This window comes from Marinobacter sp. L-46, assembly GCF_056859535.1.
Genome location: NZ_JBSXOP010000087.1, coordinates 109,178 through 121,045, shown reverse-complemented (window position 1 = coordinate 121,045; position 11,868 = coordinate 109,178). Strand labels below are relative to the sequence as shown.

The 11,868-nt window shown below is 59.5% G+C and carries 12 protein-coding genes and 1 pseudogene; 2 read left to right on the top strand and 11 right to left on the bottom strand.

Annotation, left to right across the window (positions count from 1 at the left end; all coding sequences use genetic code 11):
* A pseudogene (locus AC13DJ_RS16010) lies at positions 1 to 115 on the top strand (IS630 family transposase); the annotation flags it as partial.
* On the opposite strand, the gene AC13DJ_RS16005 reads toward AC13DJ_RS16010, so the two are convergent.
* The 7 genes from AC13DJ_RS16005 to murJ all read right to left on the bottom strand — a co-directional run bounded on the left by AC13DJ_RS16005 (position 99) and on the right by murJ (position 8,075).
* Entirely contained in the window at positions 99 to 449 is a 351-nt protein-coding gene (locus tag AC13DJ_RS16005; RefSeq protein WP_482933195.1) for a pilus assembly FimT family protein, read from the bottom strand. The pseudogene AC13DJ_RS16010 and the gene AC13DJ_RS16005 overlap by 17 nt on opposite strands.
* 156 nt (positions 450 to 605) lie before the next feature.
* The gene (gene ispH / locus AC13DJ_RS16000; protein WP_482933194.1) at positions 606 to 1,559 is read right to left on the bottom strand and encodes a 4-hydroxy-3-methylbut-2-enyl diphosphate reductase; all 954 of its coding nucleotides are present in this window, start codon (positions 1,557 to 1,559) and stop codon (positions 606 to 608) included.
* 2 nt (positions 1,560 to 1,561) lie between these two features.
* Positions 1,562 to 2,014 (bottom strand): FKBP-type peptidyl-prolyl cis-trans isomerase, encoded by a 453-nt coding sequence (gene fkpB / locus AC13DJ_RS15995; RefSeq protein ID WP_022987762.1) that lies wholly within the window; start codon positions 2,012 to 2,014, stop codon positions 1,562 to 1,564.
* Between the two features lie 5 nt (positions 2,015 to 2,019).
* Complete coding sequence (gene lspA, locus AC13DJ_RS15990) at positions 2,020 to 2,544, bottom strand: signal peptidase II (RefSeq protein WP_036218826.1); 525 nt, start codon at positions 2,542 to 2,544, stop codon at positions 2,020 to 2,022.
* Positions 2,544 to 5,363, bottom strand: coding sequence for an isoleucine--tRNA ligase (gene ileS / locus AC13DJ_RS15985; RefSeq protein ID WP_482933193.1), 2,820 nt, complete (start codon positions 5,361 to 5,363; stop codon positions 2,544 to 2,546). The genes lspA and ileS overlap by 1 nt, the downstream gene beginning before the upstream one ends.
* A gap of 33 nt (positions 5,364 to 5,396) precedes the next feature.
* Entirely contained in the window at positions 5,397 to 6,365 is a 969-nt protein-coding gene (gene ribF, locus AC13DJ_RS15980) for a bifunctional riboflavin kinase/FAD synthetase (protein WP_094625719.1), read from the bottom strand.
* A gap of 120 nt (positions 6,366 to 6,485) precedes the next feature.
* On the bottom strand, positions 6,486 to 8,075 hold the full coding sequence (gene murJ, locus AC13DJ_RS15975) for a murein biosynthesis integral membrane protein MurJ (RefSeq protein ID WP_482933192.1): 1,590 nt from the start codon (positions 8,073 to 8,075) through the stop codon (positions 6,486 to 6,488).
* A 267-nt stretch (positions 8,076 to 8,342) separates the two neighbouring features.
* Between murJ and rpsT the strand changes: the two genes are divergently transcribed.
* Positions 8,343 to 8,612: a 30S ribosomal protein S20 gene (gene rpsT, locus AC13DJ_RS15970; RefSeq protein ID WP_022987757.1), complete on the top strand. Its 270-nt coding sequence runs from the start codon at positions 8,343 to 8,345 to the stop codon at positions 8,610 to 8,612.
* Positions 8,613 to 8,687: 75 nt separating this feature from the next.
* Here the strand turns inward: rpsT and proB are convergent, their stop codons facing one another.
* The 4 genes from proB to rplU form a co-directional block, all read right to left on the bottom strand.
* Entirely contained in the window at positions 8,688 to 9,812 is a 1,125-nt protein-coding gene (proB, locus tag AC13DJ_RS15965) for a glutamate 5-kinase (protein WP_022987756.1), read from the bottom strand.
* A gap of 26 nt (positions 9,813 to 9,838) precedes the next feature.
* Positions 9,839 to 11,032 carry an Obg family GTPase CgtA gene (gene cgtA, locus AC13DJ_RS15960; protein ID WP_482933191.1) on the bottom strand — a complete coding sequence of 398 codons (1,194 nt, stop codon included), beginning with the start codon at positions 11,030 to 11,032 and terminating at the stop codon, positions 9,839 to 9,841.
* Between the two features lie 136 nt (positions 11,033 to 11,168).
* Complete coding sequence (gene rpmA, locus AC13DJ_RS15955; protein WP_022987754.1) at positions 11,169 to 11,429, bottom strand: 50S ribosomal protein L27; 261 nt, start codon at positions 11,427 to 11,429, stop codon at positions 11,169 to 11,171.
* Positions 11,430 to 11,464: 35 nt separating this feature from the next.
* Entirely contained in the window at positions 11,465 to 11,776 is a 312-nt protein-coding gene (rplU, locus tag AC13DJ_RS15950) for a 50S ribosomal protein L21 (RefSeq protein WP_094625716.1), read from the bottom strand.
* Between the last annotated feature and the right edge of the window lie 92 nt (positions 11,777 to 11,868).

Below are 11,868 nucleotides of genomic sequence, written 5' to 3'. Positions count from 1 at the left end.
CTTTATCCAAACTCATAATGAGAAACTGGCAAAGCCGTTCCGCTGGCACAAGAGTGCAGAATCGATTATGACTTCAGTGACGCGAGCAAAGCTGAGTGTTATTGATAATAAATAAAGGGATTACCCAGACGGGACACTAGTGGGCCAAGGTCTTCAAGCACACGAACATTCACACCACCGGCAGCTACTGCGAAACCATCATTCCAATTATTATTGGCACCTGCGGGGGTTATCTGGACTAATCGACCGCTTCGCACGGCTTCTTGCCTGGCAAAACTGACGATGCCCGATACGCTATTCGTTGTTGAGGTAATTTGGTTATTACGGATGAGCTGTGTAAAGGAAGGAACAGCAATGGCCGACACAATGCCAACAACGACCACCACTACGATCAACTCTATTAAGGTAAACCCGCTTTCGTTTCGCTCAGCCAACATAATCTTACCCATAGTTCTTGCCTATGATTAGATTAATTGCCCGAGTTCACGTTATCTAGAAGAAATCGACAGGTGGGCTCGTTTCGGGGACAAATGGTCGGAAACGAGTTTGGGATCGTGCATACGTCACAACTTCACCCCACTCAACGGCGAACTGTTGTTACAGGCTCAGGTGACATTAACCGCGTCAATCCGCAATTCCTTAGGCATAGAAAACACAATATTCTCTTCCCGCCCTGCAACCTCCTGCGGTTCTTCCCCACCCAGCTCCTTCAAGCGGTTAATCACATCCTCCACCAGCACTTCTGGCGCGGAGGCCCCCGCGGTCACCCCCACCGCGGTCTTGCCTTCCAGCCACTGCTTGTCGATTTGCGATGCTTCATCAATCAGGAAAGCCGGGGTGCCCATACGCTCCGCCAGCTCGCGCAGGCGGTTGGAGTTGGAGCTGTTCGGGGAGCCCACTACCAGCATCAAGTCGCAGTCGCCGGCCAGTTGTTTCACGGCATCCTGACGGTTCTGGGTGGCGTAGCAGATGTCGTCTTTGCGAGGGCCTTCGATTTGAGGGAACTTGGCGCGCAGGGCGTCGATTACCCGGGCGGTGTCGTCCATGGACAGCGTGGTCTGAGTAACGAACGACAACCGGCTGGGGTCTTTTACGTCCAGCTTTTGTACGTCGGCTTCGTCTTCCACCAGGTAGATGTCGCCGCCGTTGCTGTGGTCGTACTGCCCCATGGTGCCTTCCACTTCCGGGTGACCATGGTGGCCGATGAGGATGCATTCGCGGCCGTCGCGGCTGTAGCGCATCACTTCCATATGCACCTTGGTGACCAGCGGGCAGGTGGCGTCGAATACTTTCAGGCCGCGGCGGGCGGCTTCGTTCTGTACCGCCTGGGATACGCCGTGGGCACTGAAGATCACCAGTTTGTCATCCGGCACTTCGTCCAACTCGTCTACAAAGATGGCGCCGCGCTCCCGCAGGTTGCTCACCACAAACTTGTTGTGGACCACTTCGTGGCGCACGTAAATGGGAGCACCGAACACGTCCAGCGCGCGATTTACGATTTCTATGGCGCGGTCTACGCCGGCACAGAAGCCACGGGGGTTAGCGAGTCGGATTTGCATAGTCAGTGTGTCGGCCCTGCTGGTTCAACGTCGATAATCTGCACTTCAAACTGCAGTGTATGCCCTGCCAGCGGGTGATTAAAGTCCACATCCACCTGATCACCTTCCACCCGCTTGACCACGCCGGGCAGTTCCTGCTGGCGCGCGTCGGCGAAGGACACTACTACGCCGGGTTCCAGCACCATGTCAGCGCTGAATTCGTGGCGCTTGAAGGTCTGCACGTTGCTGGGGTTGTGCTGGCCGAAGGCTTTTTCAGGCGGCACTTCGAAGGTTTTGTGGTCACCGGCTTTCAGGCCCATCAGGTAGGCTTCGAAGTTCTCCGGCAGGTTTTCGTCACCGATTTCCAGGGTAGCCGGTTCTTTGTCGAAGGTGGTGTCCACGGTTTCGCCGTCTTCAAACTTGAGGGCGAAGTGCAGTTTTACACGGGTTCCCTTGTCGATGGGCAGTTCTTTCATGGCAATCAGTTGCTCCTGTCGGCATTGCCGCTGTCGTCAGCGGGTTTGCGGAATGCGTCGATGATCATCATGGCAGCGCCGATGGTGATGGCAGTGTCGGCCAGGTTGAAGGCCGGGAAGTGCCAGTCCTGCCAGTAGAAATGCAGGAAGTCCACCACGTAGCCATGCACCACCCGGTCGTACACGTTGCCGATGGCGCCACCGAGGATCAAAACGATGGCGATGGCGGTCCAGGTTTCATGGGCTTTGAGTTTTCTCAGCCAGCCTGTCAGCACCACGCTGACCACAACAGCCAGGGTCACGAAGAACCAGCGCTGCCAGCCGGCGGCATCCGCCAGGAAGCTGAACGCCGCGCCGGTGTTGTGCAGCAGGGTCAGGTTAAAGCTGGGCAGCACCGGTACCGGGTTACCGTAGGTGAGCATGGCAGTGGCCATGGCCTTGGTACCCAGGTCGATGGCGACCACCAGTACTGCCAGCCACAACCACTTCAGTTTGCTGCCTGCCCTGCCCTCAGTCATTACCGCGTCCATCAGGCGTAGGCGCGGGTTTCGCCCGGGCCTTCCACGTTGGTTACGCAGCGGCCACACAGGTCGCTGTGCTGCTCGTTCTGGCCCACGTCTTCACGATGGTGCCAGCAGCGCTCGCACTTGGCGTGGGAAGCCGGGGTTACTTTCACCAGCAGGCCTTCCACGTTGGTTTGCTCCACGCCGGCCGCCTCGCTCACCGGCTTTACGGTGGCTTCGGAGGTGATCAGCACAAAGCGCAGCTCTTCACCCAGATGGTTCAGGCGCTCGGCCAGGCTACCTTCGCAGTACAGGGTCACTTCCGCGCTCAAAGAGCCTTTGATCTCGCCACGGGCACGGGCTTCTTCCAGGCACTTGTTGACGGCTTCTTTCACAGCGTAGATTTCACGCCAGTAGTCGCGGCCCAGTTCGAAGTCTTCCGGCAGGGCAGTCAGGCCCTCGTACCAGGTTTCGTAGAACACGGTGTCGCCACGCTCACCCGGCAGGTGCTGCCAGATTTCATCGGCGGTGAAGCTCAGGATCGGCGCAATCCAGCGCACCAGGGCTTCGGCCACATGGTACAGGGCGGTCTGGCAGGAACGTCGCGCCAGGCTGTCGGCCTGGGTGGTGTACTGGCGGTCTTTAATGATGTCCAGGTAGAAGCCGCCCAGGGTGGCTTCGCAGAAGTTGTACACCTTCTGGTAAATCCGCAGGAAGGCATAGTTGCCGTAGTCTTCGTGCAGTTCGTTCTGCAGTTGCAGGGCACGGTCGACCATCCAGCGGTCCAGGGCGATCATGTCTTCCGGCGCTACCATGTGCTGTTCCGGATCAAACCCGGTCAGGTTGCTGAGCAGGAAGCGGGCGGTGTTACGGATACGGCGGTAACCGTCTGCCGTCTGGCGCAGGATGTCCTTTGATACGGTCATCTCGCCGCTGTAGTCCGTGGCGGATACCCACAAGCGCAGGATGTCGGCACCCAGTTCGTTCATCACTTCCTGGGGGGCGATCACGTTGCCCATGGATTTGGACATCTTGTGGCCCTTGCCGTCCACGGTGAAGCCGTGGGTGAGCACCTGCTTGTAAGGGGCCACGCCGTTCATGGCGATGGAGGTTTTCAGGGACGACTGGAACCAGCCACGATGCTGGTCAGAGCCTTCCAGGTACATATCGGCCGGGAACTGGCCCAGCTCTTCACGTACCCGCAGTACCGAATCGTGGGTGACGCCGGAATCGAACCATACGTCCAGGGTATCCAGGACTTTTTCGTACTGATCGGCGTCAGCACCCAGCAGTTCGTTCTGGTCGATGTCGTACCAGGCGTCGATGCCGCCGGTTTCCACCGCCTCGGCCACTTTCTCGATCAGCGCCTGGGTGTTCGGGTGCAGCTCCTGGGTTTCCTTATGGATAAACAGCGTGATCGGCACGCCCCAGGTGCGCTGACGGGAGATACACCAGTCCGGGCTCTGCTCAAACATGGCTTCAATACGGTTCTGGCCCCAGCCCGGAACCCAGCGGATGCCCTTGATGGCTTCCAGGGCGTCGGCGCGCAGGTTGAGCTTGTCCATGCTGATGAACCACTGGGGGGTGGCCCGGTAGATCAGCGGGGTCTTGGTACGCCAGCAGTGCGGGTAGCTGTGGCGGAATTTCTCGGCCCGCACCAGCTTGCCTTCACGCTCCAGCGCGGCACAAACCGGCTCGTCAGCCTTGTATACGTGTACACCGGCAAATTCGCCAGCGGCTTCGGTGTAGGTGCCGTCGGCTTTTACCAGGTTGATGGTGCCAATGCCGTAGGCCTTGCCTACTTCAAAGTCTTCCATACCATGGTCCGGCGCGGTGTGTACGGCACCGGTACCGGCGTCCAGGGATACATGATCACCCAGCAGCACCGGCACCTGCTTGTCGTACACCGGGTGGTGTAACAGCTGGTTTTCCAGGGCAGAACCGGCCACGTTGGCCAGCACCTTGTAGTCTTCCACGCCCCAGCGAGCCATGATGCCCTGCACCATGTCGGTGGCCAGGATCATGCGCTCGGCGCCGTGGCCCACATCTACCTGTACCAGTGCGTATTCGATATCGGCACCGATAGACACCGCCTGGTTGGCGGGGATGGTCCAGGGGGTGGTGGTCCAGATCACCAGGGAAACATCGCCCTCGCCTTCACTGGTTCCGAAGGTTTTCAGCACGGCGTCCTGGTCGACGGCGGTAAAACGCACGTCGATCTGGGTAGAGGTTTTGTCCTGGTATTCAACTTCGGCTTCTGCCAGTGCGGACTGACCAACCACACTCCAGTAAACCGGCTTGAATCCACGCACCAGGTGGCCCTTGGCCACGATCTTGCCCAGCGCCCGCACGATGCCCGCTTCTACTTTCGGGTCCATGGTCAGGTAGGGCTTGTCCCACTCACCCATCACGCCCAGGCGGATAAAGTCGGCTTTCTGGCCTTCGATCTGCTTGGTGGCGTAATCGCGACAGGCCTGGCGGAAGGTTTTGTAGTCCACCTTCACACCGGCTTTGCCGATTTCCTGCTCTACCTTGTGTTCGATGGGCAGGCCGTGGCAATCCCAGCCGGGCACGTAGGGCGCGTCAAAGCCCATAAAGCTGCGGGATTTCACGATCATGTCTTTCAGGATCTTGTTGACCGCATGCCCGATGTGAATGCTGCCGTTGGCGTAGGGAGGGCCATCGTGCAGGATGAACTTTTCCCGGCCTTCGCGCTGCTTGCGCAGGTTGCCGTATACGTTCAGGTCCTGCCAGTGCTTGAGCATGTCCGGCTCGCGCTTGGCCAGGTTACCGCGCATGGGAAACGCGGTTTCCGGCAGATTCAGGGTATGCTTGTAGTCGCTCATGTCTTTGTGCGTACTCTTGGTTGGTCAGTTGAATCAGGTTTCCGGCGTGGCGGGGTTATCCGCCAACCAGGCCCGGGCGTTGTCGAAATCCCGGGCGATCTGTTGGCGGAGTTCGTCAACAGAGTCGAATTTCACTTCGTCCCGCAGGCCATGGCGGAACACGACTTCCAGATGCTGGCCATAAAGTGTGCCAGCAAAGTCAAACAGGTGCACTTCCAGCGACGGACGCTTGCCGTCGACCGTGGGGCGCAGGCCGATGTTGGCGACACCATCGCACCATTCGCCGGTTTCCAGACGGGCCCGCACCACGTAAACGCCCCGCAGTGCCGGCATCTGGTTCAGCAAAATATTGGCGGTGGGCGCGTTGAGTTGCCGGCCCAACTGGCGGCCATAAACGATGCGGCCATGGATGCGGTAAGGATTCCCAAGCAGGCGCTCGGCCTCTTCCAGGCCATTCACATTCAGGGCATTGCGCACCCGGGTACTGCTGACACGCTCGCCATCAACGGTCACTGTACGGGTGTTCTCCACCGTAAAGCCCCGCTCCTGCCCCACGCTTTGCAGCAGTTTGAAATCGCCGGCCCGGTCGCAACCGAAGCGGAAGTCGTCACCCACCACCAGGTGACGAACACCCAGGCCGCTGACCAGTACATCTTCAATAAAGCCCATACCGGAATAGCTGCGGAAGGTTTCATCAAAGCGGATGCACAGCACCACATCCACGCCTTCGGCCAGCAGGGCCTCGAATTTCTGGCGGAATGGCATCAGCCGGGGCGGTGCTTCATCGCCCTGGAAGAATTCCCGGGGCTGCGGCTCGAAAATCATCACCACCGACGGCACGCCCAGCTGAGAAGCTTTCTGTTTGACCTGATCGATAATGGTTTTATGGCCCAGATGCACGCCATCGAAGTTGCCGATGGTGGCCACGCAGCCGCCGGCCAGCGGGGAACCCGCTTGCCCGGACAGGCGCTTAAGATTGGTCAGGCCTCGAATCAGACGCATGTACTGCGAACCTTAACTTGCCAGCTGGCTTTTTGGCGCACCGGCCCGAGAGGCGATACGCTGGTGAGAAAACGCGCGATTATACCCCATGCAGGGGTATGGTAGAAATCTTGCGGCGGCTTACTTCTGGCGGAATTGGCGAACCCGCACGCCCACCAGCGCCAGCGCCACGAAATAGGCCCCAACTCCGGCCACCACCAGAATGCCCATATCGGTTGCCCGCTGCAGGCCGCTGGCCGCCAGCCAGTCGGCTACCGGCACATTCAGCCAGAGCACCACGCCAGCCAGGGCGGCATTGGCCACGGCCAGCTGCACCAGGAACCTGGGCCAGCCGGGCTGGCTTTTCCAGGCGCCTTCCTTGCGCAGCCCACGCCAGAGCAGATAACCATTCAACCAGGCCGACATGGACGTAGCCAGCGCCAGCCCGGCATGGGCCAGGGGCACGATTAACGCCAGGTTGAAAGCCATATTGGCCACCATGGCGATCACCCCGATCTTGACCGGGGTTTTGGTGTCTTCCCGGGAGAAAAAGCCCGGCGCCAGCACCTTGATCAGCATGAATGCCAGCAAGCCGGCGGAATAAGCCCGCAGACTCTGGGCGGACATCGCCACATCCCGGTCGGTCACTTCGCCGTAATGGAACAGGGTGGCAATCAACGGCTCCGCCAGCAGGGCCAGTGCCACGGCCGCCGGAAGGCCGATCAACAGAACGGCCCGCACGGCCCAGTCCAGGGTTGCAGCAAACTGGTCTTCCGAAGCCGCCGCGTGCTTGCGGGACAAGCTGGGCAGAATGACCGTGGCGATGGCAATACCGAATACACCCAGCGGCAGCTCAGACAACCGGTCTGAGTAATACAGCCAGGACACGCTGCCGGTTTGCAGGAACGACGCCAGCACCGTGTCCAGCAACAGGTTGATCTGGCTGACCGACACGCCGAACAACGCCGGGGCCATCAACTTGAGAATCCGGCTGACACCCTCGTGTTTGTAGTCCACCCGGGGCCTTGGCAGCAGGCCCAGGCGCATCAGGAACGGTAACTGGAAAAACAGCTGCAGGGCACCGGCGATGAAGACACCCCAGGCCAGTGCCATTACCGGCTCATCCATTACCGGAGTCAGGAAAATGGCGGCGGCGATCATGGCCAGGTTCAGCAACACCGGGGTAAACGCAGGTACCGCGAACCGGTCGTAACTGTTCAGAATGCCGCCGGCAAAAGCGGTCAGGGAAATCAGCAACAGGTACGGAAAGGTAATGCGCAGCATGTCGCTGGTAAGGGCGAATTTGACGTCATCATCCAGGAACCCCGGCGCAAACACCGCCGTAAGCACCGGCGCACCCAGCATGGCCACCAGCGTAACCGCCAGCAAGACCAGCCCGAGGGAGCCGGCCACTGCATCCACCAGGCGCTTTACTTCGGAAATATCCTGGCTTTCCCGGTAAGACGACAACACCGGTACAAAGGCCTGGGAAAAGGCCCCTTCCGCGAACAGGCGACGCAGGAAGTTGGGAATCTTGAACGCCACGAAGAAGGCATCGGCCCCGGCACCCGCCCCGAAATAGCGGGCAATCACCATATCCCGCACCAGCCCCAGCACCCGGGACAGCATGGTCATGATGCCGACCACGCCGGATGAGCGCAGCAGGCCTGGCGCTTTCGGGGGCTCTTGAGCGGGTGGCTGTTGTTCTGTTGGTCGGGGTTCCGAAGACATGGTTTGAGCGTCCAGAATACCGGCTTCGGGCCGGGGTGGCGTTTCGGTAATCCACAAGGCGGGGCTTGTTGCGGGCCCGGGCCCCGTGAGACGATGCGGGAGTGTACCACAGGCCTCCGGAGCAGAGGGATTACCGGCGGCTTCGGCCTTGACATTTCGGGCGTTCAGCGGCATAGTTCCGCGTCATTTATTTCGACGCGCTGGTTTTGGCGCGCCCGCGATCTAAACATATTCGATTTTTTAGCAACGAATTTCAGGAGTTTTACGGTGGCAAATTCCCCGCAAGCCAAAAAGCGCGCTCGTCAGAACGAGAAAAACCGCAAGCACAACGCCAGCCTGCGTTCCATGGCACGTACTTACATGAAGAAAGTAGACGCCCAGATCAAAGCTGGCGACTACGAAGGTGCCCAGGCAGCCCTGAAGCAGGCCCAGCCTGTTCTGGACAGCATGGTCAACAAAGGCATCTTCGCCAAGAACAAGGTTGCTCGTCATAAGAGCCGCCTGAACGCCAAGATCAAGGCCCTGAAAGCTGCCTGATCCTTGCGCTCATAAAAAAACCGGCTTCGTGCCGGTTTTTTTGTGCCTGAAATCCGGCTGAAACGCCGGAAAAGCCTAGACCACCACCAGGTTATCCCGGTGAATCATTTCCTCATCGGAAATATAGCCCAGCACTTCCGCAATGCGATCACTTGAGCGGCCGGCGATTGCCCGGGCCTCGTCGGCATCGTAGTTCACCAGCCCCCGGGCAATTTCTTTACCGCTCAGATCTGTGCAGGATACCATCTCGCCCCGGCGGAACTGGCCTGTGACCGCTTTGACACCTACCGGAAGCAGGCTTCTGCCACCCTGACGCAGCACTTTTACCGCGCCGTCATCCAGGGTCAGCTTGCCCCGGGTTTGCAGGTGGCTGGCAATCCACTGTTTGCGGGCGGCCATTCTGCCCTGCTCCGGCAGCAACAGAGTGCCAATCACATCGCCCTGGCGCAGGCGGGCAATGGCGTGCTCGATGCGACCACCCACAATCACGGTAAAGGCACCGGAGCGGGCGGCCAGCCGTGCTGCCCGAAGCTTGGTAAGCATGCCACCACGCCCAAGCGCTCCGGCACCGCCGCCGGCCATAGCATCCAGGTCCCGGTCTTCAGCTTTGCGCTCGGTGACCAGTTCCGCGTCTTCGTGTTTACGGGGGTCTTTATTGAACAGGCCCAGCTGGTCGGTCAGGATGATCAGGCCATCGGCCTCGATCAGGTTGGCCACCAGCGCGCCCAGGGTGTCGTTGTCACCGAAGCGGATTTCGTCGGTTACCACCGTGTCGTTCTCGTTCACGATCGGCACCACGCCGTAATCCAGCAGGGTGCGCAGGGTGCTGCGGCCGTTCAGGTAGCGTTTACGGTCGGAAAGATCGTCGTGGGTGAGCAAAATCTGGGCGGTATGGATGTCGTGGCGCTTAAACTGGGCCTCCCAGGTTTGCACCAGGCCCATCTGGCCGACCGCCGCCGCAGCCTGCAATTCGTGCAGATGCTGGGGCCGGGTTTGCCAGCCCAGGCGACTCATGCCTTCAGCCACCGAACCGGAAGACACCACCACCACTTCGACACCCTCGCCGATCAGTTCGGCGATCTGGTCTACCCACAGCCCCAGGGCTGCCACATCCAACCCTTTTCCGTCATTGGTAAGCAAGGCACTGCCGATCTTGATAACCAGGCGACGGGCCTTTCGGAGCTGGAGGCGTTCACTCATGGTAGCGGTACTGTCTCTTCAGATTGTTACTCGGGGGCGTAGACCACTTCAACGTCGTAATCGTCGTCGTCAAAGTCGTCATCGTCATCGTCTTCACGAGCGGCGCGGCGGGCCTTTCGGTCCGCCTCGATCTTGGCACGGGCCTCTTCATCCATCCGGCGACGGCGGGCCGCTTCCTGCTCGGCGAAGTCCGGGTTCTCGGCTTCGGCTTCCGCCTGTTCTTCAATCCAGCGCATGACTGCCTGAACCAGCGGCTTGGTGCCTTCACCGGTCAATGCAGAAATCCAGAACACCGGGCCATCCCAGCCAAGCTCGTCCACAATGGCCTGGCAGTGCGCTTCGCGGTCTTCTTCCGACACCATGTCCACTTTGTTCAGCACCAGCCAGCGCGGGCGGCTGGCCAGGGTTTCACTGAACTTTTCCAGCTCGTGGGCGATAGCCTTTACCGCTTCAACCGGGGAGGAGCCGTCATAGGGCGCCACATCCACCAGGTGCAACAGCAAGCGGGTACGCACCAGGTGCTTCAGGAATCGGATACCCAGGCCGGCGCCTTCAGCGGCACCTTCAATCAGGCCCGGAATATCGGCAATCACGAAACTCTGGTGCGCCTGCACACTGACCACGCCCAGATTGGGAACCAGCGTGGTGAACGGATAATCCGCCACTTTCGGACGGGCCGCGGAAACAGAGCGGATAAAGGTGGACTTACCGGCATTGGGCAAACCCAGCAAGCCAACATCCGCCAGCACTTTCAGCTCCAGGCGCAGGTTACGCAATTCGCCTTCAGAGCCCTTGGAGGTCTGGCGCGGCGCGCGGTTAACCGATGACTTGAAGCGGGTATTGCCCAGGCCGTGAAAACCGCCCTGTGCCACTTTCAGGCGCTGGCCTTCCTTGGTGAGGTCACCCAGAACTTCGTGGGTGTCCATATCCACCACGGTGGTACCAACCGGTACCGGCAACACCAGGTCTTCGCCCTTGGTGCCGGTGCAGTTGCGGCCGGAGCCGGGCTCGCCGTTCTGGGCCTTGTGTTTGCGCTGGAAGCGGTAATCGATCAGCGTGTTCAGGGCGCTGTCTGCTTCCAGATAGACGGAACCGCCATCCCCGCCGTCGCCGCCGTCCGGGCCGCCTTTCGGCACGTATTTTTCCCGCCTGAAACTCAGGCAGCCATGGCCGCCCTTGCCGGCTTCAACAATGATGGTGGCTTCGTCTACAAATTTCATACGCCAATTGCCTTTGCATAAACTAAAAAGCCCCGCAGCCTCATGGAAGCTTTGCGGGGCTCCGGATTCACCTGAGGGCTGATCAGATCAGCATATCAGGCAAACCCATGGTTCGACAGAACCGGATCGCCGCTGCTTACGCAGCCGGAACGATGCTTACGAACTTGCGGTTCTGCGGGCCTTTGGTTTCGAACTTCACCTGACCTTCCGCTTTCGCGAACAGGGTGTGGTCCTTGCCAATGCCTACGTTGCTGCCAGCGTGGAAACGAGTGCCACGCTGACGGATGATGATGCTGCCTGCAGTTACAGTCTCGCCGCCGTAGCGCTTGACACCAAGTCGTTTAGACTCGGAATCGCGACCGTTACGGGTACTACCTGCTGCCTTTTTATGAGCCATTACCAGCCTCCTTCATTAAGGGGTTATTCGAGGGCTTAGCCCTGGATACCCGTGATCTTTACTTCAGTAAACCACTGACGGTGGCCCTGACGCTTCATGTGATGCTTACGACGACGGAACTTGATGATGTTGATCTTGTCGTGACGACCGTGGCTAACCACTTCAGCGGTAACCTTGGCGCCTTCAACTACCGGAGCGCCAACTTTTACGTCGTCGCCGTTGGCAACCAGAAGAACACGATCGAACTCAACAGAGCCGCCGGTTTCAACTTCCAGCTTTTCCAGCTTCAGAGTTTCGCCTTCCTTTACACGGTGCTGCTTACCACCGCTAACAATAACTGCGTACATTCATAGTCTCCGCGATTGACCCATCCCTGCTCTTATCCACCTGGTTCTAAGGGAAGCGCTCTGGCGACCCTATTGCAGGGAGCGCAGGTTGG